Annotated in this window: 20 protein-coding genes and 1 rRNA gene; 8 read left to right on the forward strand and 13 right to left on the reverse strand. The window is 28.6% G+C overall.

What is annotated here, in order from left to right:
• Window positions 1-274 precede the first annotated feature (274 nt).
• The 4 genes from E1I18_RS00745 to E1I18_RS00760 are packed head-to-tail and all read right to left on the reverse strand — an operon-like array spanning window position 275 to window position 5,742.
• Window positions 275-937, reverse strand: coding sequence for an Mbov_0400 family ICE element protein (locus E1I18_RS00745; protein ID WP_141483700.1), 663 nt, complete (start codon window positions 935-937; stop codon window positions 275-277).
• Window positions 938-990: 53 nt separating this feature from the next.
• Window positions 991-1,848 (reverse strand): ABC transporter permease, encoded by an 858-nt coding sequence (locus tag E1I18_RS00750; protein WP_141483701.1) that lies wholly within the window; start codon window positions 1,846-1,848, stop codon window positions 991-993.
• On the reverse strand, window positions 1,841-2,773 hold the full coding sequence (locus E1I18_RS00755) for an ABC transporter ATP-binding protein (protein WP_141483702.1): 933 nt from the start codon (window positions 2,771-2,773) through the stop codon (window positions 1,841-1,843). The genes E1I18_RS00750 and E1I18_RS00755 overlap by 8 nt, the downstream gene beginning before the upstream one ends.
• 2 nt (window positions 2,774-2,775) lie before the next feature.
• A complete protein-coding gene (locus E1I18_RS00760) occupies window positions 2,776-5,742 on the reverse strand; it encodes a hypothetical protein (protein ID WP_141483703.1) in 2,967 nt (988 codons plus the stop codon).
• Between the two features lie 208 nt (window positions 5,743-5,950).
• Here E1I18_RS00760 and E1I18_RS00765 point away from each other — a divergent pair, with 208 nt between their 5' ends.
• The 6 genes from E1I18_RS00765 (at window position 5,951) to E1I18_RS00790 (ending at window position 14,144) form a co-directional block, all read left to right on the forward strand.
• Window positions 5,951-7,258, forward strand: coding sequence for a hypothetical protein (locus tag E1I18_RS00765; protein ID WP_141483704.1), 1,308 nt, complete (start codon window positions 5,951-5,953; stop codon window positions 7,256-7,258).
• 8 nt (window positions 7,259-7,266) lie between these two features.
• Window positions 7,267-8,964, forward strand: a complete 1,698-nt coding sequence (locus tag E1I18_RS00770) for a hypothetical protein (RefSeq protein ID WP_141483705.1) — start codon at window positions 7,267-7,269, stop codon at window positions 8,962-8,964.
• Window positions 8,965-9,604: 640 nt separating this feature from the next.
• Complete coding sequence (gene deoD, locus E1I18_RS00775) at window positions 9,605-10,312, forward strand: purine-nucleoside phosphorylase (protein ID WP_141483706.1); 708 nt, start codon at window positions 9,605-9,607, stop codon at window positions 10,310-10,312.
• 1 nt (window position 10,313) lies between these two features.
• A complete protein-coding gene (locus E1I18_RS00780; RefSeq protein ID WP_141483707.1) occupies window positions 10,314-11,612 on the forward strand; it encodes a pyrimidine-nucleoside phosphorylase in 1,299 nt (432 codons plus the stop codon).
• A gap of 9 nt (window positions 11,613-11,621) precedes the next feature.
• A complete protein-coding gene (gene deoC / locus E1I18_RS00785; protein WP_141483708.1) occupies window positions 11,622-12,290 on the forward strand; it encodes a deoxyribose-phosphate aldolase in 669 nt (222 codons plus the stop codon).
• 294 nt (window positions 12,291-12,584) lie between these two features.
• Entirely contained in the window at window positions 12,585-14,144 is a 1,560-nt protein-coding gene (locus E1I18_RS00790; protein ID WP_141483709.1) for a coiled-coil domain-containing protein, read from the forward strand.
• A gap of 169 nt (window positions 14,145-14,313) precedes the next feature.
• Here the strand turns inward: E1I18_RS00790 and glyA are convergent, their stop codons facing one another.
• The 9 genes from glyA to E1I18_RS00835 form a co-directional block, all read right to left on the reverse strand.
• A complete protein-coding gene (gene glyA / locus E1I18_RS00795) occupies window positions 14,314-15,570 on the reverse strand; it encodes a serine hydroxymethyltransferase (protein ID WP_141483710.1) in 1,257 nt (418 codons plus the stop codon).
• 14 nt (window positions 15,571-15,584) lie between these two features.
• Window positions 15,585-17,762 (reverse strand): phenylalanine--tRNA ligase subunit beta, encoded by a 2,178-nt coding sequence (locus tag E1I18_RS00800; protein ID WP_141483711.1) that lies wholly within the window; start codon window positions 17,760-17,762, stop codon window positions 15,585-15,587.
• Between the two features lie 2 nt (window positions 17,763-17,764).
• Window positions 17,765-18,439, reverse strand: a complete 675-nt coding sequence (locus tag E1I18_RS00805; protein ID WP_235888468.1) for a uracil-DNA glycosylase — start codon at window positions 18,437-18,439, stop codon at window positions 17,765-17,767.
• Window positions 18,426-19,382 carry a phenylalanine--tRNA ligase subunit alpha gene (gene pheS, locus E1I18_RS00810; RefSeq protein ID WP_141483713.1) on the reverse strand — a complete coding sequence of 319 codons (957 nt, stop codon included), beginning with the start codon at window positions 19,380-19,382 and terminating at the stop codon, window positions 18,426-18,428. The genes E1I18_RS00805 and pheS overlap by 14 nt, the downstream gene beginning before the upstream one ends.
• Window position 19,383: 1 nt before the next feature.
• Entirely contained in the window at window positions 19,384-20,595 is a 1,212-nt protein-coding gene (locus E1I18_RS00815; protein WP_141483714.1) for a replication-associated recombination protein A, read from the reverse strand.
• Window positions 20,596-20,759: 164 nt separating this feature from the next.
• On the reverse strand, window positions 20,760-22,538 hold the full coding sequence (gene dnaK, locus E1I18_RS00820) for a molecular chaperone DnaK (RefSeq protein ID WP_141483715.1): 1,779 nt from the start codon (window positions 22,536-22,538) through the stop codon (window positions 20,760-20,762).
• Between the two features lie 81 nt (window positions 22,539-22,619).
• Complete coding sequence (locus tag E1I18_RS00825) at window positions 22,620-23,993, reverse strand: MAG0480 family ComEC-like protein (protein ID WP_141483716.1); 1,374 nt, start codon at window positions 23,991-23,993, stop codon at window positions 22,620-22,622.
• Entirely contained in the window at window positions 23,921-24,430 is a 510-nt protein-coding gene (locus E1I18_RS00830; RefSeq protein WP_141483717.1) for an MAG0490 family ComEA-like DNA-binding protein, read from the reverse strand. Before E1I18_RS00830 ends, E1I18_RS00825 begins: the two co-directional genes overlap by 73 nt.
• Window positions 24,431-24,667: 237 nt before the next feature.
• On the reverse strand, window positions 24,668-25,882 hold the full coding sequence (locus E1I18_RS00835) for an endonuclease (RefSeq protein ID WP_141483718.1): 1,215 nt from the start codon (window positions 25,880-25,882) through the stop codon (window positions 24,668-24,670).
• A gap of 76 nt (window positions 25,883-25,958) precedes the next feature.
• Between E1I18_RS00835 and tpx the strand changes: the two genes are divergently transcribed.
• Window positions 25,959-26,444 carry a thiol peroxidase gene (tpx, locus tag E1I18_RS00840; protein WP_141483719.1) on the forward strand — a complete coding sequence of 162 codons (486 nt, stop codon included), beginning with the start codon at window positions 25,959-25,961 and terminating at the stop codon, window positions 26,442-26,444.
• Window positions 26,445-26,692: 248 nt separating this feature from the next.
• Window positions 26,693-26,778 (forward strand): 16S ribosomal RNA (locus tag E1I18_RS00845); the annotation flags it as partial.

Genomic DNA, 26,778 nt, shown 5'->3' on the forward strand with positions numbered 1-26,778 from the left:
ACCTTTATAACAAACAATGTATCATCGATTTAGCATCAGATATAGATGAATTATCCCGTGTTGTGAGATTAAACTCCAAAACTCATGCGAGTAAAGAAGTGCAAATAAAGCATTTATATCACAAAAATGACCTAATACATATGTATCAATTTGCCAAAACACAAACCAATAATTTAGAAGATCTAGCAATTTCAAAGTTTACTCCATTTGATTAATTAAAAAGCCTAAAAGTTCTTTAACTTATAGGCTTTTTTAGATGAAAACAGAATAGCGATTATTCATCTTGTTGTAGAAGTCTTTGAATAAGTTCTTTTTTTAACGATTTTATTGCTAAATATAAGTTTTCAATTTCTGTTAGCACATTTTGGTCATTATTGCGATTTTCAAGAATATCAAGAATGTAGGATTTACGTGCTCTATATTGGGTATTGTGTGCTAATTCTTGTTCTAAAAGGTCTTTGTGACAATAAAGAACTTTAGATGCTAGTCTATTTTCTTTAGGATTAAAGTATATTTCACTTAGTGAAATATATGGTGGAATATTATGTAAAAACCGACGCAAGTTGTTGTAAATTTCATATAGATCTTGTGGTAAAAGTTCAAGATTTTTGTAAAAATCAACATTTTGATCATAGTATTTGCAAAAATCTTTGATACTTATTCGGTAGATTTGACCTAAGTCAATATAACTTTGCTTATAAGGCAAGCCTACTTCATAACTTTCAATTACAATTTCAGTGCGATGTTTGGTTCTTAAGTTGCCATGATGATCATGTGAACCACGAGCTTTCACATAGTAAAGATCAGCATTGTGATTTTCGAAAATTATCACTGGATGAGCATCAATAACTCCCTCAAAGCGATCAAAAATCAAAGATGGTTTTTGTGCTTCAAATACAAAACGTTGTTCAAGTTGTTTAAGATTTTCTTCGTTCATATTGTTCCTTATTCAATATTATAGACACAGAAGCTAAATGCAATACTCAATCTTTAGTTTTTGTTATTTTTAAAACTGATAATGCTACATAAAACTATGAATAGCGAACTAAAAATACTGCAATAAATTAATGATGCTCATCAAGAGATATTGAGATTTGCAAGGGTAAATTTGAATTGGCTTGAGTAGTTGGCAAATTGACTTAAATCACTAAAAATTATGTATTTTAACAATGATGTAGTTTGCGTTGCGGGTATAAATGATGCTATAAATTGTAAAAATGATGGTAAAAAGCTTAGTGGTACAAATGCACCAATAAAGAATCCAATCACTGAACTTAATGCTCCTGAAATTATTGAAAAAGTCGCCACATTTTTCAAGAAACTAAAAACAAAAGTGAAAAATGTTGAGTTCATAATGACTGAAAAAACAATTCATAGCACAACAAAAAACACTTTTTTAGCACTAAACAATGCAAATGTTTTATCAAAAGCCATATAAATTAATAGAATAAAAAACAACACTAATGAGACAATTAAATTAAGAATTATATTGACTAAAAGATAGCTTAATCTAATTGTTGAACTCTTTATTGGAGCCACAAGCAAATCGTTAAAGATTTTCTTTTCTGAGTCTTGCACCATAAAAATTGAAAAGCTTATAGCACTTGTAAAGGATGTAATTCCAAGTAGGCCAACTAGTAAAGAAACATTAGTAAATTCGTGCAAAATCTGTGTAATATTTGCACTAGTTTCTGCTGATTTTATTGAATTACTAAAAAGCTGACGACCAAAAAGGATAAAAATAACTACTGTAATTATTGGAGCAAAAAATGTTGAATATACACGCTTTTTATCATTGATAAAAAGCATTATATTTCTTTTAAGTAGCACATTTAACGTTCTAAACATTTATATTTTCCTTTCCTTTTGTTAGGTTTAAAAATACATCGTCCATTGTTCCTTTTTTGAGTTCGAAATTTACTAATGCATCAGGGTGTTTTATAATAAAGTTTTTTGCATCAATATATGTTTTAAAAATTAGTGTATAGCAATTATTTTCATATACAAATTCAATGTTTTCTTCAGTACATATTTTTTCCAAAAGTACTGATTTTTGTGTATATTCGTAAATTTTAGTATGACTAAATCTTTTTAATTCGCTAGGCGTTCCTTGCGCTAATTTTACTCCCTTATCAATAATGATTGCATAGTCACAATTGTTTGCTTCCTCCATATAATGTGTGGTCAAAATAATGCTTAATTCAAAACGATTTTTGAGTTCTAACAGTGTATCTCAGACAAGTTTACGGCTTTGCGGGTCTAGGCCAGTTGTTGGCTCATCTAAAAAGAGAATTTTAGGCCGATGAAGCAATGCACGAGCAATATCGACACGTCTTTTTTGTCCACCGCTCAATGATTTATATTTGTTTTTCAGTAAATCATTAAGTCTAAATTTCTCAACTACATCATTGAGCAACTCTTTAGGCTTAACATCTTTAAATTTTTTGTGATATAGAGATGCACGTAGAAGCAAATTTTGATAAACGCTTAGGTTATCATCTAGAATAGAATCTTGAAAAACAACTCCAATTTTTTGCTTAATAGATTCAAAGTCGTTTGAAGCATCAATGACTTCACCATCTATTTCAATATGACCACTATCTTTACTTAATAAACCTAGTAAGATGTTTAATGTTGTACTTTTTCCAGCGCCATTAACACCTAAAAAACCATATAATTGGCCTTCCTGAACCTTCAATGACAAATTATCTAGCACTTTTTTGGTATTAAATGACTTGCATAAATCTTTGATTTGTAAAATATATTTTTTCATAATTAATTAACAAGCAATTTGAATGTAATGTAATTTCCATTGACTACTGTATCTTTTTGTTCAGTAGAATTTAGAGTATATGATGGCTTAATATACATTTTTATCACTATGAACTTGTTATCTCCTAAAATTTCTTTTGAAATACTATAGATATTGAATTTTCAGTATTCATCCATTATTGGTGGATCATAATCATTTTGTGTAATATTGATTAATCTATCTATAAATTTATTCATGTTGCTCAATGACAATAATTTATCTCACTTTTTAGCATCATCATTTATGTTTTTTACTTGATCAATAATTTGTTCAATACTCAATTTAAGATCTTTTTTTATGCCAAACTCACTATTAAAACTTAAAAAATTATTATTATATTCATGAGGCAGACTTTTATTTAAAAGGTCAAAAAGGTCTTTTGAGTTTTTGTTGTTGTAATTGTTATATCCACCAAGTCATAAATGTTTTATTTCATTAGCGTGTTTATTATCAAGATTTGTTGTATCAAACCAAAATAATAATTTATATTGCATATAACCTAACGCAGCATATGGAGTAGTTTTTGGATTTCCTATTCCTTGTTCTTTGTCGTGAAATTTAGCAATCAAAATTTTGAATTTTGAATTTTTTGTGTTGATTAAACTTTCGTCTATGTCTATAAAATCACTCAATTTTAAGTCATTTATGTCAATAATTGAAGAACTTTTTCCACCTAATGATGCATCCAAATCATTGCTGATATACTCACGACCACTAAACGCTTCATCGAAATCTTTAGTTGATTTAGTTTTACCTTTTTCACTAATTTTTATAAAATTCGCAAAGTATTTGAGGTTATTTTTGTTATCAATAATTCATTGTTTTGAGTATAAATTGTTTATTTTTACTGATTTTGTAGTTGAAAAATTTGAACCACTTTTGAGTTTAAAGCTCAATGTTAAGTCACCATTAAGCTCATCAATATTGCTTCATTTAATATCGCTAAGTTCAACATCATACTCATCTAAATTGTAATTTTTTAGATCTAGATTGCTAATAAAAAGCAAATCATTGATATTTTTAATCTTTTCAATAATATTGAGTGCTCAATACTTTTTATTCAGTGTAATATCAGTGAATGAAGAAGACAACTTATTGAGTTCATACTCACTTAATATTTTTCCCGTTGTACTCATTTTTGAGTATATTTGGTAATTTTTGTCGATGCTAAAATTATTAGATAATAGAGACTTAATTGAATAAGAATTACTAAATTGAGGAATATTAAAAATGTATTCAATTTCATTTGTATCAAGATTTTTATTAACTAAATCAAGTGTAATCAATGAAGCATCATCATCATTTTTTATTATTAATTTAGGTTCTTGATATTTAACAACAAAATCACTTTTTTCACTTTTGTCTAATGCAATTTTAATTTTTATTGATGCATTATTATTTATTTTTTCATGACTAATACGTTTAATTTCAATTTCATTTTTTGTTTTTGAGACTAAATCAATAAAATTGTTCTCATTATTGTCGCTAGCATAAATAGTTGTATTGTTTAGTAATACATTATCTATAAAATACCTATCATTATCTATAAAATTATTAAGATATCCTACTCATTTATGCAGTGTTTTGTTATACTCAAGATTAATCGTTGAAAATCAACCTTTTGTTGATTTTAGATGCACTTTTACTGAATTTTTTTCATTATTTTGCTCATTTAAAGAGAGTGAAACCTGTAATTTATCATTGATCTTTTCTAGTTTTAAATTGTTAAATTGAGTTGAATTATTGTGTGTATCAATAATAGCATTTATTCATTTAGGCAAATTTATATTTTTTGTGTTCTTGCTTTGAATTTCTTGAAAAATCAAGCTCTTAACTTCATATGTTTTGTTTGCTAAAAAGCCTTCTGAAAAGTTATCTACGCTGTTTCCATAGTCATTTTCTTCATCGTCTTCGTCTAAAATATCGGCTTTAATATTAATTAATTTAGTATTTGGTCTGCTCGTTATCTTGTGTCCATTATTAACAAAAAATTCTTTATTTGAAGCTTTATCAACACTTTTTACTATCACATCATATTTTTTACTTTCATCTAAACTTAGGTTAGCAATTTCAAAATTCATATCGACATTATGCTGAGTTGAAAAAATATTTTTGTACTCAAAATTTATAATTTTGAGTACATTATCTTCTTTTGCTGTGGTGAATGTTTTTGAGTAGTTTTCAATATTTAACTCTTTATTATTGAGATATATTTGCTCTATTGCATATGTATGATTGCTCTTTAGATTTGATAATTTAAAGTTTAAATCAGGCGAATTAGCCTCATAGTTTTCTATAGTTTTTTCAAATTTGCTACCTGCGTTATCTCTATATTTTATTAAGAAGTCCTTTTTGTTGATATCGGATAACTCATAAGAAGAGAATGTAAGTTTAATATTAACCGAATAAGGTAAAAAATCAGTATATTCTATTGAAGATATTGCAAAATTATCATCTTTTTGCTCATTTGAAGCATCATTAATAACATCCTTATTACCGTTTTGCTTTGATGACTCATCAATTTTTGGTGGAAGTTTTTCTTCAATTATCTGTTTTGTTTTGAATGACTTATTAAAAGAAGCAATATTGAGTTCAACATTATCAATTTTTAGCGATTCAAGCAATATTTGTGTGTTTGCAGGCAAAGTTGACAAGTCAAAAATGATTTTATTTTGCTCATGTTCAAATTTATTTAGAATATGACTTTTTAGGCCATCATTGTATTTTAATGATGCTTTTTTAATGTTAATTGACTCGTTCAATGTTATAACGATGCTTGCACTATGCTCTCTTATATTGATTACATTTAGATCTCTAACTTTAATGTTATGATTACTTACTATATTTATATTGCAACTAGTTTGTAATGCAATAGATGTTGATAGCAATGAAAAAATAAGTCAATAATTAAACTTTCTTGTTCTCTTCATTTATCTATATTTTACACATTAATAATTTGTTTTAGAAGCAAACAAGTATATTCATAAATTTTCAACAAAATATAATAATGCTATATAAGTTTAAATATTCAGTAGCAAATGTGGTTTATCTTATGCAAAAAATTAAAATATAGCAGATTTAATATGCTAAAAGACTTCAAAAAGTGCATAGAAAAAATATCTGATATAGAATTGAATTATGCGAAAAGGAATAAGAAAAACACTCTTGAGCCTCTGTGTTGTAGGCTCAACTGCAGGGGTTATTACTAGTGTTTATATCTTAAATAACCGCTCAATTGACAATACCAAATCAATAGATAATCAACTCTCTAACAGTGCAAAAAATATACAAGAGTCTAAAAAAATTCAAAAGAACAATCTAGTAGATGTTGCAAAAAACCGTTTTGCTCTTTCTAGTCAGCTTAATCATTTATCAACAATTAAAACAGATGTTGATAAAGATATTCACACAGAATCAAAAACTAATACAACTGAAAAAAAATCGGAATTTGACAAAACAAAACATAAGTTAGAAACATTAAAGAACACTGAAACATCAACTAACACTGCGTTGAGTCAAATAAATGAAGATATAAAACAACTTGAACAACAAAAAAATGATTTAGAAGCCAAGTTAGATAAAGCAATTAAAACTAAAGAACAAGAAGAAAAGTCTCTTAGTTCGATAAACGAACAATTAAATAGAATTCGCAATGAATTGAGTGATACTGATAAAAAATTGCAAGACATTGAAAAATCGCTTGATAGAGCAACTCAAGAACTAGAAAAAAGAAAAAAAGAAATTCAAAATAGAGATGAAGAATTAAAAAACTCAAATAATTCATTAGAGCAAGCAGAAGAGAATAAAGTCGATCTTGAAAGAGAACTTAATGATGCAAGTTCATTTTTGCAACAAAAAAATGATGAACTTAAACAAAAAGAGAAAGAAAAACAACAAGCAAGCGAAGACTTACAACGTGCAAAAGAATTACAAAATGAAGCAAGTCAACAAGCAGACAAAGCAGATAAAAATTTAAAAGAAAAAAATGAAACTAAAACTAGATTAGAAGAAGAATTAAAGAAACTTAGCAGTGAAAAAACCGAATTAGAAAGACAACTTACAGATGCTAAAGATAAAGTTGGCGAATTAGAAACACAAAAAACAGAAGCTGAAAACAAACTTAAGGAAGCTGAACAACTCGTTGGTCAAACAACAGAAGAAGCGAAACAAAAAGCACAAGAATATGAGCAAGCAGAATCTGCATTACAAAGCGCAAATAAAAATGCTACTGATGCAGAAGGTAAACTTGATCAAGCAAATAAGGAATTAACAAAGGCTCAAGAAACAGAAAAAACCAAAAAAGTTAATCATGATAATGCTAATTCAGATAAAGAAAAAGCTCAAAAAATTGCAGATGCTGCAAAGAGTGATCTTGCTGAAAAACGAAGAACTGTTGATGAAAAAACAACGGAAAAACAACAGACATTAGAAAAAAGAAAACTCTAGAAAATGAAGTGCAGGAATTCTCGAAACAGATCAATTCAAAAAATGAAGAACTAAAACGTACTGATGCTCAAATAACAGAGTATCAAAAAGAATTAGAAGAATTGGAAACATTGGAAAGTGTGAAAGACGAAGAAATTCAACAGATTCAAGAAGAAATAAATCAAAAAGACAATTTAAAAAGTGAAAAACAACGTGAATCAAGTAAAATTAAGAACCAACTTTTAACTCCCGCTAGAAATAAATTATCTAAATTACAAAAAAAATTAGATAGAGAACGTAATGAAAATAAGAAAAACAGTATTCGGGAAAAAATGAAACCCATACAAACCGAAATAGACAAACATAAAGGTGACATCCGAAGGCTAGATGGTGAGGTGAGAGAACTAGAAAGTAATATATCTCAATTATCGGGTCAACAAATGGTTAAAATTAATGAAAAAGATGAAATTTCAGGCAAAATAAGCGACAACATAACGAAAACACAGGAATCTAATGATGAAAAAACAAAATTGCAACAAGAAATTGAAAGTCTAAAACCACAAAAATCCCAAAAAGAAGCAGAATTAAGTCAAGTGATAAAAAATCTTGAAAAAATTGAAAAAGATTTGGAAACAGCTAATTCTTTACAAGATGAAGCTCAAACAAAAGTAAATGAAACTTCCAAAGATTTAGAGAAAAAAGAACAAGATTTTAAAATTAAACAACAAGAATATAAATCTGCTCAAGAAACACTTAAAACAGCCAATTCTTTACAACAACAAGCCAACAAAACATTACTTGACTTAAAAGCAAAACAAGAACAAGCAACTCAACTTCAAAAAATGGCTAAAACTGAATCTGACCAGGCAAACAGTAAAAAAGATGAAGCAATTAAATCTAAGAAAGCCAAACAAGAAAAACTTAATGATGTTGGCTCAAAATTAACAAAGGCAAAGCAAGAATTATCACAAGCACAAGAAAATGTAAATAATAATAAATTGAGTATAGATGCTAAATCTAATGAATTGAATAACGCGACTACAGAAGTGCTGGAAGCAAATACGCTTAAACAACAAGCGGATGAATCATTAGTAGCAGCAAATGATAAAGTTCATCAGTCAAGCAATAATTTTAATTCAAAAACAAAAGAGTTTGAACAACTTACAAATGAATACAATCAAGCGTTAGAAGACAAAAAGGATATTGAATCAAATCTAGAAGACGCAAATAAAGACATCATTGAAGAAAAACAAGAAAACAAAGAAGCAATACAAGCAAGAGATGAAGCGTTAAAAAATAAACAAACAGCAGAGCAAAATAAATTAAACACACAAGCCAATAGAGACGAAACTAAAAAAGTTCAACAACAAAAAAACCAAGAATTAAATAACAAGCAAGTTGAATTAAACGATGAAAAAAGAGAAGTAGACAAAGCAAATAAACAATTACAAGAGGCTCAAAAAAACGCTGATTTAAATAAGAAAAAAATTGACGAAGCAACTAAAGTCCGTGATCAAAGACAAAAACAATTAGATAAAATCAATAAAGAAATAAAAGAAAATAAAGATAAAGAAGATAAACTTAAAAAAGAACTCAAAGAAGTTCAAGACAAGTTAGAAAAAGCCGAAAAACAAGAAGAAATAGATAAGAAAAACTCTAAAACCGCAAATGATATTAATGATCAAAGCAAAAATGAGTTAGATAGATTGAGAAACAATTCTAACTAAACATAAATATGTGTTAAAAGTATTCGGAATTTCCGAATATTTTTAATATCTAATAACTTCAAGGCACTGTATTGTCAAAAATAGATAAAAACACACAAAAGGCACAATTTCCAACAACAAACTTGAACTAGATTTTTCAATAAATAATAACTTTAGTGAACAAAACTTTAAAAGATTATTTATTAAACTTATTAGTTTAAAAATTGTTAATAAAGAAGTTAAAAATATATGGCCAAACTGGTTATATATTTTTATAAACTACTCATTTTTGTGTGTTTTGGTAAAAAAATACAAAACTTAAGTGTTATTTTTTTTATAATGCTTTAAAGATAAAACTAGGTTATATAAATATTAATTACTAATAAAAATTTACTTAAATAAAATTATTCGAGCAAATGATTTATGAACTTAACTTGCAAATAAAATTAAGTTCATAAATGTATATGAATTAAGTCTTCTGAAACATAAGTATAGAGTTATTTTGATCAACTATCAACGCAACAAAAATATCATAAAAATCAATAAGTGGTACAATTAAATCATAAGTATAACTTATGTAATAAAATAAGAAGAATAGTATATATGAATCACACATTTTATCGGGTTTAACTATTGCTTTATGAATATTAAAAGGAGAATTATGACACCACACATTAATGCTAAAGAAGGTGAAATTGCAAAAACAGTCTTAATGCCTGGAGACCCTTTAAGAGCTAAATTTATTGCTGAAACATTTTTAGATCCAGGTTTTAAATTGGTAAATACAGTAAGAAATATGTTTATTTACACAGGAACATATAAAGGCAAAGAAGTTTCAATTGCTGGTTCAGGAATGGGATGTCCTTCAATTGGAATTTATAGTTTTGAATTATTTGCCTTTTATGGTGTAGAAAATATTATTCGTATTGGTTCGGCTGGTGCATATGTAAAAGAATTAGATCTTTATGACACTGTACTAGCAAGTGAAGCTATTGGTGATAGTGATCACTTTAGAAGACTTGTTTTAGGTAAAGAATTTGCTTCAAAAATTTCTAAACCTTCAAGCGTTCTTAATAAAAGAATTTTAGAATCAGCTAAAAAATTAAATATTCCAGTTGTACAAGACAGAGTACACTCATCAGATGTCTTTTATTCAGCTCAATCTCTTGAAGAAAGAATTGAAGAAACTGGTGCAATATGTGTTGAAATGGAATCATATGCATTATTCACTAATGCTGAAAAATTAAACAAAAATGCTGCTTGTTTGTTAACTGTTTCAGACAACATCGCAACTCATGAATTAACTACTGCAGAAGAAAGACAAACTGCATTCACAAATATGATTAAAATTGCTCTTGGAATTTTGTAATATGCGAATAGTAGACTTAATTGAGAAAAAAAGACTTAATCAAAGATTAAGTAATGAAGAAATTAAATACCTTATTAATTCATATGTTGCAGGTGAAACACCTGATTATCAAATGGCTGCATTTATAATGGCTGTTATGTTTAATGGTATGGAAAAAGACGAAATAGCCGAATTTACTAAAACAATGATGCATTCTGGCGATGTAATTGATTTAAGTTCAATACCAGGCATCAAAGTTGATAAACACTCTACTGGTGGTGTAGGTGATAAAACTACATTAGCCGTTGCTCCAATTGTTGCTGCATGTGGTGCTCCAGTTGCAAAAATGTCTGGTCGTGGCCTAGGTCATACAGGTGGTACACTTGATAAACTAGAGTCAATTCCAGGTTTTAGAATTATGCTTAGTGAGCAAGAATTTATTGAGCAAGTGAAAAAACATGGTATTGCAGTTATTGGACAAACTGGACAACTAGTGCCAGCAGACAAAAAACTTTATGCTTTAAGAGACGTAGTAAACTGTGTTCAATCAATTCCGCTTATTGCCTCATCAATAATGTCTAAAAAATTAGCAACAGGTTCTGATGCTATTTTGCTAGACGTTAAATGTGGTAATGGTGCTTTTATGAAAAATGTTGAAGAGGCAACTGAACTTGCTAAAACAATGATTAGCATAGGTAAATCACTAAATGTTGATGTTCGTGCTGAAATTACAAATATGAACCGTCCAATTGGTCGTGAAATAGGAAACAAAAATGAAGTTTTAGAAGCTATTGAAACACTTAAAGGTCATGGACCAGCTGATTTCAACGAACTTGTAAAATCTTCATGTTCAACTATTCTATTGCAATCTAAAATTTGTTCAGATTACTCACAAGCACACAAAATGGTTGAAGAAGTGATTGCAAATGGTAAAGCGCTAGAAAAATTCTATGAAATGATTAGAGCTCAAGATGGCGATGACCAAATAATTCGTGATGCAAAAAAATTCTGAAATCCTAAATACTCACTTGAAGTTAAAGCAAATAAAGATGGCTATCTAGAAATTTTTGATTCATTAACATTTGGTATCGTTGCAATGAAACTTGGTGCTGGACGTGCTAAAAAAGAAGACGATATTGACTTTGAAGCAGGTATAACACTAAACAAAAAAACTAATGAAAAAGTACAAAAAGGTGATGTTTTATTCACTCTTTACTCATCAAATCCTATTGATGCAAAACTTGTTGAAGAATTAGCCTCTTCATACAGATACAACAGTGAACAAGTAGAAAATAAAATAATATTAGCTAAATTAAGTTAAAGAAGGTAAATCATGACAAACTACAATAAATTAATCGATCACACATACTTAAAAGCAGATGCTACAGTAGCAGAAATTGACAAATTAATCAATGAAGCAAAACAATATGATTTTAAAACAACTTGTGTTAACTCATGTTGAGTTGCTTATGCAAAAGAAAAATTAGCAGGCACAAATGTTGGAATTACATCAGTAATTGGCTTCCCTTTAGGTGCTTGTTTAAGCAATGTTAAGGCTTTTGAAGCAGCAGAAGCAGTTAAAGCAGGTGCTGATGAAATTGATATGGTTATCAACATTGGTAAAATGAAACAAGGTGATTACAAATATGTTCTTGAAGACATCAAAACAGTTAAAGCTGCTTTACCACACAACGTATTAAAAGTTATTGTTGAAACAGCACTTCTAACTAAAGAAGAAATTGAAGAAGTTACAAGAATTGTAATGCAATCTGGTGCTGAATTTATTAAAACATCAACAGGATTTTCATCAAGAGGCGCAAGTCTTGAAGATGTTAAAATTATGAAATCAATCTGTGGTGATAAACTTTTAATTAAAGCTGCAGGTGGAATTAGCAACAAAGACGACCTAATTGCTATGGTTAAAGCTGGTGCAAACAGATTTGGTACTTCACGTTCAATTGCTATTGTTGAAGGTAAAGAATCTAACGAAGGCTACTAATAATTTTTGACTAAAATACACATTTTTGTGTATTTTTTGTTTAATTCTTACGCTCTATAAATCACTAGTTCTCACTGCTTTGATATTTTTTGCTCAATAAAGTCTTTATTCATAAATCATAGATATTTTGCACCAATAAACACAAAAAAGAATTATGGCAATTACTATTTAAAATGAAATAATGCATATTAAAACAGACTAATTCCATTAAAAATGCTTCAAAATTACTAATATTATTCAATTAGATATATAAACTTATTTATAATATATAATTAATATATATAGGGGTTATAAATGAAAAATAGAAAAATTGTTAAAGGTTTAGTTATTGGAACTCAGGTTGTTGTAGGTATGTTGGCTATTGCTGCAGTTGGATCTACTGGTTTTACTATTTCAAAAGCTAAAGAAAGTGATTTTGATAAACTTAAAAAGAAAATAAATTATTTAGTTAATAGAATTATTGATCCAAATCTTAAACAAAAAGGAATTAATGCATTAAATGATGAAAAATATAAAAATTTTTCAAATGAAAATTTCGATGAACTAAATAATCTTTTTAAAGAAATTGAGGCTCAAAATGATAAAGAGCAATCTAATATCGATGCTGAAATAAAAAAAGTAAAATCAAACAAAATACGTAAATCTCTTTTATCACAAAAAATCACTGCAAACGATAGTAACGACTTAAATAAAGTGTTAGATAATGCACGTCAAACAATAACAAAAGAGAAAAAAGTTCTAGATAAAATAGAAAATGCCACACTTGATGATGGAGACAAAAACAATTATCGTCAAAGACTTTCAAATACTGCTTCTGATGCTGAAATTGATTCATTATTTAGTGAAGTTGTAAACAGTATTACCACAGATTTAGAAAAAATTAGATCAAAAACCGAAAGTGAAGTTGATAAGATTTTTGGAACTCCTAAATATGATGAACTTAAAAAAGAAGTAATCAAGCCAAGCGATGCATCTAAACATAACCACACAAAAAGCGAATATAACTCAATATACAAAGAAGCTGAAAGAATATTTAAAGAGCATTTTGAAGCAGTTAATAAACATTTTAGCGATGCAAAAACTAAATTTGATGCTTTACCTAATGGAGAATCAAATAATATTACTTCTGACATCAATAGAGAATTAAGAATAGCAAAAAATGCTGTACAGTTAAAACTAGTTGATCGAAAAATAGACCTCTTTTTATTGAATTTAAATGTGTTAGAAAAAGACAAAAAAGTTGTCAATGATGATTTGCTTATTAAAGTTAAGGTTGATGATGCTCAAGCTCAAAGTAAATTAAATGGTATTTTTACAACAATTAAGCAAAATATACATGATTGATTACTAAAATTAATTAATAAATCTATTGACAAAGTTGAAAAAATGGATTATTCAGCTGGTAAGGCATCTGAAGCAGTTAAAAAACTTTTAGCGAAAATTGAGCAAATTAAAGGCACATTAGATATTGATAAAGTTGAAGAAAACATTCAAAAAACCACCGAAATCATTGATTTTGATGTGTTTTTAGATAAACTTATTAAAGTTATAGACGGCCTTATAAATCAAATTAAACTTCTAGAAAACACCAAACAAGCCGAACTTACTGCATTAATTAATAATATAAGTTCAATTGATGATGAAGATACATCATTAAAAGAATTACGTGAAAAAATCACTGCAGAAAAACAAAAAGAAATAGAAGCTGCAGTTGCTGAAATAGATAAATTACAAAATATTAATGATGATCAAAAAGCATATTACAGAAAACAAGCAAGAGACGACAAAAAAACCTATGATGAACTTCAAGCCGTTGTTGCAGAAGCTAAAAGTGTAACAAACGATAAAAAATAATGATAAAAACACAATGTGTCTACATTGTGTTTTTTATTCGCATAACTATTAAAATCTTTTAACAAAACTCAACTCAATAAGTAGTGAAATATTGAAATTAAATTTTACTTAAACACACATTTATGAGTATATTTGGTCAAATTTAATAGTGCACAATAATGCTTGATTATTACTCATATTGCTTAATAATTGGAAATTCTTTAGTTAGTTCAAGAACTTCATTTTTAAGTTGTTTTGACTTCATTTTATCTTTTATTATTGTTTGATGTTCAGATAAAATAGTGTGGATTATTTGGGCCAATTCAGGTCATTTAGTGAAGTTTCTTGAAGTCATGGCAGCTACACCAATTCTTATTCCACTAGCAACCATTGGACTTAATTCATCATTAGGTATTGTGTTTTTATTGAGTGTAATGTTGAATTTTCCGAGTAGTTTTTCAGCATCCTTGCCAGTAATTCCATATGACTTATAAGCATTTATTGTAAATAAGTGATTTTCAGTCTTTCCCGATACTATTTCTACACCTCGAGATGTAAATCACTCGCTAAATTGCTGTGCATTTTTAACAATTTGTTCACCATATTTTTTAAACGATGGTTTTAAAGCTTCATAAAAAGCAGCAGCTTTACCCGCAATAGCATGGAATAGTGGACCTCCTTGATAGCCTGGAAATACTCATCTATCAATCTTTTTAGCAATTTCAGCATCGTTTGTCATGATAATTGCTCCTCTAGCTCCACGAAGTGTTTTATGAGTTGTTGAAGTAATTACATCTGCATAACCAACTGGTGAAGGATGAACTCCTGCAATAATCAAACCTGAAATATGTGCTATATCGGCCAACAATTTTGCGCCACAAGCATCAGCAATCTCTCTAAATTTTTTAAAATCAACAATTCTAGGATACGCAGAATAACCACAAATTATAACTGCTGGTTTTTCTTTAATTGCTTGTTCTTTGATTGCTTCATAATCTAATACACCATTTTGATCAACATCATAAGAAACTGAATTGTAGAAAATTCCACTGAAACTAATTTTATAACCATGCGTTAAATGACCACCAGAACTAAGTGAAAGTCCCATAATTTTGTCACCGGCGTTAGCTAAAGCGGCTAAAGCAGCCGCGTTTGCTACTGAACCTGAATATGGTTGCACATTTGCGTATTGAACACCAAAAAGTTTTTTTAGTCTTTCAATTGCTAAAGTCTCAACAACATCAACATTTTCGCAGCCACCATAATATCTTTTATTTGGATAACCTTCTCCATATTTGTTAGTAAGTACTGAACCAGTGGCTTTTAAAACATCTTCAGAAACATAATTTTCTGAGGCAATAAGTTCAATGTGATTTTGTTGACGTTTTAGTTCATTGTTTATTGCTTTTTGTAATTCTTTGTCGTTTAATTTTAGATTTTTATACATATTTACTATACCTCTTAGTTATATTGTTGATTAATTAAATCAATAGTATGAGAACTTGCGCTGATACGAATTGTAACTTTTCTTGATGTGCTTGTTTTGTACTCATCTATTTGATAAATACTGAAAATTGAGTACTTTTGGGAAATTTCATTGATTTTTGTTGCAATAGATTCAGTTGGTTTGAGTTCAAATGTTAGATCAACATTTTTAAGTGGTGCATTATCATATGGAGTAAATAATTTAAAATCGCTCGCACTTATGTCTTTAAATTCTGCTACTCAAAGATCAGGATTTGAGTATGCAGGGTGAACTTTACCTATTCAACCAATCATTTCATTTTTATGCATTATTTTAGCAGACACATTTGGATGAATATATTTATTATCATCAAATTTAATAAATTCTAAATTAGTAATTTTTAGATAATTAATTATGTCTTGTTTTAGAGCGTCAAATGATTTTGTGTTGGTTATTAAACCAATTGTATAATGATTATTATTGATCATACCGCATTCAAAAATGTTTATTTTGTCTATTTTTCTTTTGATGTTGTACTCAGCTACCTGCAACATCGATGTTATTATTGAGTTTCTGATCACTTCTCTATCTTTTGAAACAAAAGTTTGTAATTTGATTGTCTCATTAAAATTAAATGGATTTAGAAAATTATTTTGCTCACTATCAAGAGTAAATGTTCGAACTTCTTTATAACCTAATGATTGCAAAAGGTCTTTTGTGATATTTCTTGGTGCAACTTTAAAAGGAACTAGTGTTGGTTTGATTGCTTCAAATTTATCATAACCATAAAATCTAAAGTATTCTTCAATAACATCTTCATACGTGTTAATGTCTTTTCTATAATTAGGTGCAGTGACTCTATTTTTGTCCATTTTAAAGCCAATTGTTTTCAATTGATGTTCTACGAAATCGAAACGATTGAGATCCTTGATATCTCAATTAGCATATATTGCTAACTTTTTGCGATTTTGTAAGACTGAAAAACCTTTTCTTTCAGCAGGTTTTCCAACAAAGTTGCTAAACGCAATTTTATCTACTGCTGCTTTATAGCGAAGATAATGCATACCAAATCGCAACATTTGTGTATTTACTCCACGACCACCTTGAATTGAACTTGCTGACTCAATTTTAATTTGTTTAGCCGCTTTACGCACTAGTGGTGCATCAAAACAACCAATTTCAAAAAGCACATTTTTAGATGTTGAATCAACTGAACTTTGTTCAAGACCCATTACACAAGCCAATGAAATTGGACCTTTTGAGTCCTGGATTGCTAAAACATCTTCAACTTCAACTTCTTTTCCGCCTAAAATTTGAACTTTTCCACTGAATTTTTCGCATCTTAGTTTGCAACCAATTTTATCTTTGTCATAAGCGTGAGTAGGTGCACCAGTAAAAATTAAAGCTAAATTAGAAATATCAATAGCTCAATTATTTTTAGCTTCAACACCGTGTTTTGCTAAAAATAACATATCTAAAAGCTTAGTTTTGTTCTTTTTCAACTTCGCTTCCATAAAACTTAATGCATGAGATTGTTCTTTACTTGATGAGACTTTTGTTTTGAATTTTGCTTCAATTTTAGGGTTTAATCAGTCAAATCATTCAAATTTTGTGTTGTAATAAGCAGCTAATTCACGAGCTAAGACATAGTATGAGTTAGAATCTGGACGGTTTGCTGGTGTTGTTATATCAATAATGTAATCATCAAGGCCAAAATATTCAACAGGATCAGCATCAAGAGGCAAAGGATCTTTAAGCATCATTACATCTTCAACATTGAAAGGTAATTTACTAATATCAAATCCAAGTTCATTGAAGTTTGCTAGCATTCCTTGTGATTCAATTTGAGCCATTGTTTTTGAACCAAAAACAATATCACCTTTTTGTGAACCGACAACAAAAGCAGTCGTATAACAACCAATTTCAGCATTTTTTGCAGTTGTTTGAATAGTAATTTTTTCTTTTTTTGCTAATTCGAGTTCAACTACTGTTAAATTTTTTGAGTTTGGATTAGGATAAACATTAATAACTTTTGCAAATTTTACACCTTTTACATCGCTAAAACGTGTGATTGATTCAACTTCATAACCTAAATTATTTATGTCTTTTTCAATGCTTAAATCAAGTTTTTTATGAGGTATAAATTTGTTTAATTCTTTAAGTGTGATTATCATTTTTAGTCCTTTCTTAAACTAAAATCAATACTTTTGTTCAATTTATTGTTTATTTTTGTGAATATTTGTGAATTTTTAAAACTGTTATTACCACGTGCATAGGATAATGGAGATGGATGAGAAGTGCAAAGAACATTATTTGGATCTATTAAACCCTCTTTTATAAGTGGTTTAATAAAGTCTTGAGCTTGCAAACCTCACAAAGCAAAAATAACATTGCTATTCCACTCCAAAACAAACTTTAATAGATTCATTACAAATATCTCTCAACCTTGATTTGTGTGTGAGTTGGCTTCATTTTCACGCACACTTAGAACAGTATTGAGCAATAAAACGCCTTGTTTTGCTCAATGCTCAAGTGAATATGTTTCAATAAGGGTTTGAGGATATTCTTTATTTATTTCTTTTATAATGTTTGCTAAACTTCGGGGACATTTATTGAGTTTTGTGCTAAATGCAAGTCCATCTGCTTGACGAGCTTGATGATAAGGATCTTGACCTAAAATAATAACTTTTGTTTCTGAAGGCTTAAAAAATTCTAGTGCCTTAAAGCGGTCTTTTTCAGTAGGTCAAATGTTGTATTTTTTCCCTTCAATACTCAAAAATGTGTATAAACGTAAAAAATAATCTTTATTTTTTTCGTTTTGAATGAACCATAAAAAACTATTTTGCTTCATAAAATTGTTGTAATGTTCTAAAATCATTGGTATAGAACTCGCGAATGTCTTTGATTCCATATTTAATCATTGCTAGTCTTTCAATACCAACACCTGCAGCAAAAGCATTGAATTTTTTATTATCATAACCAGCCAATTTCATTACATTTGGATGCAACATTCCTGCACCTAAAACCTCTATTCAGCGACCTTTATAAAAAATGTCAACTTCAACACTTGGTTCAGTAAAAGGAAAGAAACTAGGTCGCAATCTTAGTTCAACTTCTTCTTCGAAAACATAACTTAATAAAGATTTTAGTGTTCAAATTAAATTCGAAAAGCTTACGTTTCCAACACTCACAAAGTCGAGCTGAGTGAATTGATGTGAATGAGTAGCATCATCTTCATCGTTTCGATAAACTTTTCCAATAGCAAAGTTATTAAGCGTTTGATTTGCATTTCTTTCAAGTTCCAAAGCACTAATACCTGTGTTATGAGTTCTCAATAATGTTGTTGGATTTAAATAAAGAGAATCATGCATTGCTCGAGCGGGGTGATCATTAGGTATATTTAATTTTTCAAAGTTGTAATAATCAGTCACAATCTCGCCTTCACTGCTTTCAAAATAACCATTTTGAATGAATCAATCACGCAGTCTATTTTCAACAATTGTTATAGGGTGCAATGAACCTGGAAAAAGAGTAGGTTTAGCAATATCGATGAATGATTTATTGACTAAATCTTGAATTCTTTGATTTTCGATACGGTCTTCGACTTCTTTAAATTTATTCTCATAAAGAGTTTTTAACTCATTAATTTGTGCTCCAATGAGTTTTTTTTGTTCGACAGGTGCTGATTTTAGTTGTTTTTGTAGTTCAAAAATTTCACCTTCTTTTGAATAAATTTTGTTTTTAGCTATTTTTAACTCTTCTAAATTTTTTATGTTTTCAAAATCTATTGACATATTAATTTTCCTTTCATTTTTGTACTGTTTTGTAGTATTCTATGACTTTTTTTGTATCATTTTTGCTTAAATTAAAGAATTTAGCTTCTCTGATATTGAATGGTAGATAAGTTTGCTTAACTCAATTGTTTTCATAATCATGAGGATATTTGTAATCTATTCCATGACCTAATTTTTTTGCTGATGAGTAATGCGAGTCTTTTAAATAATTAGGAACTTCATAAATATTGCCTTTGTCTATAAAATTCATAACATTTTGCATTGCTTTGTATGTTGAAGCAGATTTAGGACTTAAAGCCATAATGCAAATTAAATAAAAAATAGGTAAGTTGGCTTCAGGAAATCCAAGACGTTCAACTGCATTTAGTGCTGCTTCTACTCGCAAAGCTATATTTGGATCAGCAAGTCCAATATCTTCATATGCCACTGCACTTAAGCGCCTAAAAAGACCTTGATAATCACCACTTTTCAAAATTATTGCACCTCAATACAATGCGGCATCGACGTCTGAACCTCGTAGTGATTTATGAAAAGCGCTTAAATTATTGTAATGTGCATCTGAATTCATATCGGAGTAAAAATTTATATTTGGTATTAATGTTGAGATTGTTTGCTCATCAATTTTTTTCTCATTGTTTAATAAAGCTAACATTTGCAAGTTATTTAGACAAAACCGATAGTCACCTGCTGAACTTTTTATTAAAATTTGCAACGTTTTGTCATCAATTTGCAATGATGGATAGTATTTTTTAACAACATTTTTGATTGCAACAAAAACTTCACTTTCTTTTAACTTTGTATATTGCAATATTTGCATCCGACTTCGAAGCGCCGGATTTATTCTAAAATAAGGATTTTCAGTAGTTGTGGCATATATTATAACTTTGTCAAACTCGAGATATGAGAGTAAAATATCTTGCAAATTCTTATTTAGTCTATGAATTTCATCAATAATAACTATTTCATTTTGCTCAATTAAATCAATTAATTTTGATTTATTTTCAATACTTGCATTGAAAATGGCATACTTTAAATTCATATCATTAGCCAATGCAACAGCAGTTGAGGTTTTACCAGTGCCACTTTCTCCATAGAAAATAAAACTTGTGTGCATTTTTAAGTCCACGATTTTTTTGAGCAAATCAATGTTATTTTTTTGGCCAACTATATCATCTAGCGTTTTTGGTCTAAGTTCATTTGCAAGATTATTCATAATATAAATTTTAGTTTAATTCGACAAAAAAAATAATAAAATTCAAAAATTCCCAAAACACAATATTTTTTTGAATTTTATACATATTCATATTTTACGTATATACTCGTTTTTGAGTATTTTAAGGAAAAATAAAACCGACTTAATAAAGTCGGCTTTATTAGCTATTTAGCGTCTTCTTCTTTGAAACCTTTATCTTTTTCTTCTTGTTGTTTTTGCATTTGTTGTGCAATTAATTCAAATGCTTTGTCAATTTCATCTAACTTGGTTTTTAGTTCATCGTATTTTTTGTCATCAAGAAGTTTTTGGAGTTCAGCAATTTTTTCTTCTGTTTGTTTTTGTTGTTCTTCGTTAATTTTATCTTTGTTTTCAGTAAGTGATTGTTTCATTTTTGAAATTAAACTCTCAGCTCTTACTTCTGTTTCAATTTCATTAGCTCTTTTTTCGTCTGCTTCTCTATTTGCTTCAGCATCTTTAATCATTTTTTCGACTTCATCATCGCTTAATTTTGAAGAGTTTTGAATTACTTTGCTTTCTTGTTTTCCTGATTTTACGTCTTTTGCTGAAACAGTTGTTATACCATTTGCATCAATGGTAAATGAAACTTCGATTTGTGGAACACCACGTGGAGCAGGTTCAATACCATCAAGGTTGAATGTACCTAATGATTTACAATCGTTAGCTAATTTTCTTTCACCTTGAACAACGTGAATTGTAACTGCTGTTTGATTATCTGCTGCTGTAGTAAATGTTTTAGTTTTTGTAATAGGGATACGAGTATTTCTATCAATTAATGCTGCTACAATTCCATGTTCGGTTTCAATTCCAAGAGTTAATGGTGTAACATCAACAAGTAAAATATCATCAATATCACCTGCTAAAACAGCACCTTGAATTGCAGCACCCATTGCAACTACTTCATCAGGGTTAACTGATCTATTAGGTTTTTTGCCTAATTTTGCTTCTACTAATGCTTGTACGGCAGGCATTCTTGTTGAACCACCAACCAATAAAACATCGTCAATTTCGCTCAATTTTATGTTTGCATCAGCTAATGCACTTTCAATAGGAGCTTTTGTTCTTTCTAACAATTTAGCAGTCATTTGTTCAAATTCACTTCTTTTTAGTGATGCTTCAACGTTAATTGGAGCTTGACCCTCAATAAAAATTAAGAAAGGAAGTGAAATATTTGCAACCATTGATGAAGAAAGATCAATTTTTGCTTTTTCAGCCGCTTGTTTTAGACGAGCCATTGCCATTTTGTTTTCACGCACATTGTAATTGTGTTCTTTTTTGATTTTATCTACTAATCAATTAACAATTTCGTTATCTCAGTCATCACCACCAAGTCTATTATCACCAGCAGTTGCTAAAACTTCAAATGTTCCATCAGCCAATTCTAGAATTGAAACGTCAAATGTACCACCACCAAGGTCGAAAACCAATACTTTTTTCTCTTTATCAGTTTTATCAAGACCAAAACTCAATGCTGCAGCAGTAGGTTCATTAATAATTCTTAAAACTTCTAGACCTGCAATTTGACCAGCAAGTTTTGTTGATTCACGTTGCGCATTATTGAAGTATGCTGGAACAGTAATTACTGCTTTTTTAATTGAGTGACCAATTTTTTCTTCAGCATATTTTTTTAGATTTGAAAGAATCATTGCTGAAATTTCTTCAGGTTTATATTCACGACCATTTGCTTTTACTGTTTCTTTAGATCCCATCAATCTTTTAATAGATGCAATTGTGTCTGGATTGGTTTCAATTTGATTTTTTGCATTTTCACCAACAATTATTTCACCATCTTTAAATGAAACAACTGAAGGAGTTGTTCTTTTACCATTTAAGTTTTCTAAAACAACAGGAGTTCCATTATCAACGATTGAAACTACTGAGTTAGTTGTACCTAAGTCGATACCGATTATTACTTCTTTTGCCATATTTTTTCCTCCACATTGATTAATCTCATTTTTTTAACGATATTATTTTAGCACACTTTTAGCACTAGAAACTTTTGAGTGCTAAATTTTTTTATTTTTACGTTTACCCCTATAAAATAGGCCTATAGAGATAAAACTTGCTCATAAAATCATTCAAATTAACAAAGTTTTTTGAGTTATTTTTATCGGAATTAGCAAAATCACACTTAAAGTGCTAGCAAAATTAATCAGCCAATCTAATCCTTGGTAAATAAGGTCCAAAAACGAGGGACTATAACAAAAAATTAAACTGAAAATATATACTAACTCAATAATAGGAGTAAAAATTATTGTGTAAAACAGCCCTAGTAAATTCAAATATTTGTTAAAACTCAGACTAAACAATGACATATAAATATAAATACAAGTTATTAGTATTAAATATTGAAGTATCTTATATTTTATTTTGAATTTTTTGAGCAGTCTTCCTAGATAGACAATTAAAATCGTGCACGAAAAACTCAATATAAAACTAATTGTAATAATGTTATTAAAATTTAAAAAAAAGACACAAAATGCAGCGATAATAATGCTTTGTGAGAACTTTAGTTTAAATTTTCGAGAACATATTTGTGTTATAAACGCCCTAATTCCTGGAATGAAATTTTGCAAACTAGCCAAATACATAAAAATAAATATGTATGCAACAATTTCTAATGATTTTTGCACTTTAATGTTCTTTATTTTGCTTAATGGCTTAAGCAAAATTGTGAAAAGTAAGTCAAAATGCAGTCCTGAAATCACAATTAAGTGGACAATATTGATTTTTATTGCCTTTTCAACAATTGATTCAGAGTCATAGTTTTTGCCAAATAACAAGAGTTTTCAATATTTATTAAAGAAAACTCCACCACTTTGAGAATAGTTATCAATAAAAGCATTGAATGAGTATTTTGCTTGAGAAACACGTATGACATTACCTCTGTTAATTAAATAGTTTATAGAATTTGCAATATGAAAATTACTTATTTCATTAATTTTAACTACTGAACCTTCAACATCTACAATCTGTGATACACGCAGAGGAGTTTTGGTTGTGAATTTATTTAGGTAAATTATAAAATTTGTATTTTGAACATTCAAAATAGCATATTTTGAAGAGGTTTTTATTACTGTCGCGCGTAATATATATTGACCTTCTTCAATGTTTTGAGGTTGTCTAAGTCAATAAAAAAATAAGTAGATAGCAACTAAAAAACACACAAAAATAAGTACTTTTGGTAAAAAAAACACAAAAATTATTATGCTAAAAATAAGTCCAAAAACTCAAAAATATCTCGTTTGAACTTTTGAAATTGAAAGGTGCAAGAATAAAGGAGTAAGTAATGCTCAAAAAACAAATGTTAAAGGATTAACACTTGTTTTAATTTTTGCAAGTTTTTTAATCCAATTTTCATTTTTTCAATTTGTTCTCAACTTATTACTCCTTTAGTTTTCTTGTGTTTTAAAAGCTTAACTGCAACGGTTTTTGAAATACCTAACCTAGTCAGTTGATCTATTTGATGAAATGAGCTTCAATAAAGTGTTTCATTTGTTTCTAAATGACTTTCATGTATCTTGCGTTGAACATAAATCTTAGTGTTTTTTGATATTTCATCACTTAATTCAATGTTTGATAAGTCAGCATCTGATAATGGTTGTGCTCCTTTCAACACTTCTATTATTTTCATTGGCTTATCAAAAGTGTACACATTAGGAAAGCGAACTGCTCCTTGTACATTGACACTGAATTTTTTGCTTTCGTCTTTAGGTTTAATGTATGTAAGTTTTTGATCAAAAGATAGAGAAACTGAGAATGCAAAAACACCTAAAACAGCAATACTAGTCCAAATTCATATATGTTTTTTCTTCATTTGATATTCTTTTATAAATTTGCTTCAAAAATAATGAAAAAAGGAAAAAATTATCAAAAACACACAGGATTTGATAATTTTATCTATTAAAAGACTCACTTTTTTACCAATACACACGTTTTTGAGTACTTTTGGTAAAAAAATACTCATAATACTTGATGATGATCTAATACTTAATTTTTAAATAAAAAATTTACTAAAAATACTCAAAAATGAGTATATTAGTAAATTTTATGCTTAATTATTTGCTTCAAAACCAATCAAAATACCTTTATTTTTAAATACATATGTTTTGTTGTTTTTAAAAACAACATCAATTAATTCAGGATAGTCAATAAAAGGATTTCGATTGTGTTGATGTTTAAATATAGCATTATTTCTATCAATATCAAATAGGGTTAAAGGGTCTTTTGAACTTCATAATAACATTGTTTTTAAAAAGGGTGTTTTTATTGAGTTTGTATTATTTTTTCTTTCAAAAAATCTTTTAGAAACACCATTAGCTGTTAAATCTTTATCACGATAAGTGAATACAAAATATAAAATTGCTCGCGCTAAATCACCTTTAAATTCGTTTATAACTTCAGTAACTTCATTTCCATCTTCAACAGAAACTCCAACTTTAGTACCATTTTTGCTTGTAAATGTAGCATTTTTTACTGTTCCAAAAGGTAAATTGCTATGTTTTGCATTTACATATTTATCAGTTGGCCATACATGATGAGCATCATGACGCATAGGAGTTTTTCTAGAAAATCAAGATTGCGGGATTATGTGTTCCCTGTTATATTTACTACCTTCACCATTATTTTCATTCTTATTATGGTTTCCAGGTTTCTTGTGTTTTTTCTTTTTCTTTAGTAAGTAGTCTAAACGATATTTTGTGGTTAAATAACTTTCATCATTACCTTCTTTATCGCTTTTAGAAAAATTATAAGGGTCTTTTCCACTAGGATTTTCACTATAAATATCTAAAATAGTTCCATCATTTTCATAATATTTATCAATAAAAGCATCATAATAAGTATTGAATAGATGAGCATATGATCCAGTTGAATCACGATGTGATTCTTGTACATTAAATAGTGCTCCAATCAAATCTTCACCACTTTTACCTTCAAGATTTTTGTAATAATCTGATGGCTGATAAACTAATTTTTTAGCATTTTTTATAGATTTAGCAACTAAATTATTGAATGTTTCAATTTTTTGGATCATTCCTAAATTTGAATCGCTCTCTGTATCTTTATCACCTGACTCATTTTGCTCACTTTTTTTATCATTTTTTGAGCCATCAGCCCCATTATTATTTTTTCCGGGCTCGCTTGACTCATTTTGCTCTCTTTTTTTATTATTTTTTAAGCCTTCAGAATGCTTAATTACATTATTACAACTAGCAACAACAAATCCAACACCAATTAAACTAGTTAAAAAAATATTTTTGAACTTCATTTTACACCCTATATTTAAGTAAATTAATTATATTACAAATGAGTTTCTCTATATATAATAAGGTAAGGAGGTACATATGCAAGTTAATTTAAAAGGTCAAAATGTGAATTTATTAGGTAGCACAATTAAATTAGGTGACACTTTTCCTAATTTTAAAGCAGTCAATTTAGATCTTAGTGATTTTGAACTCTACCAAGCACCCAAGGCAAAAAAATTAATTTTTTCTATCCCTTCAATTGATACAGGTGTATGTGAAATTGAAAGTGGAAAATTTATGAACTACTTTAGTAATAAAAACTATTTAGTTTATGCAATATCTAAAGATTTGCCTTTTGCATTTAATAGATGATGTGTTGCAAATCAAAATCAAGCAATCAAACCACTTTCAGATTATAAATATAATGAATTTGGAATTAAATCAGGAACCTTATTAGAAAATGTAGGTCTATTAACAAGAGCAATTTTTGTTTTAGATGAAGAAAATAAAGTAATTCATGTTGAATATGTAAAAAATGTTTCAGATGAACCAAATTATGAAGATGTTTATGCATTTTTTAAATAATATTTATAAGTAAGCTTTGGCTTATTTTTTTTGCAAAAAAAATTATTTTTTTTCTTTGAATTTTTCAAAAACCCCTTAAAATTATTATTGCTATTTGCGCGTCAAAAAGTTAGTGATTTATGCGTTTTGCGCTCAGAAAAAAAATATTTTTTTTCTTGGTAAGATTTAAAAATGTGTTATACTTTTAAGTGCTTTTATAGCAACAAATGTTCTTTGAAAACTAGATACAAAACCATGACGAAGTCAATTTTTTCGAGAGTTTGATCCTGGCTCAGGATGAACGCTGGCTGTGTGCCTAATACATGCATGTCGAGCGAAGAACTTGTTCTTAGCG

Source organism: Mycoplasmopsis mucosicanis (assembly GCF_006546935.1).
Taxonomy (GTDB): domain Bacteria; phylum Bacillota_I; class Bacilli_A; order Mycoplasmatales; family Metamycoplasmataceae; genus Mycoplasmopsis; species Mycoplasmopsis mucosicanis.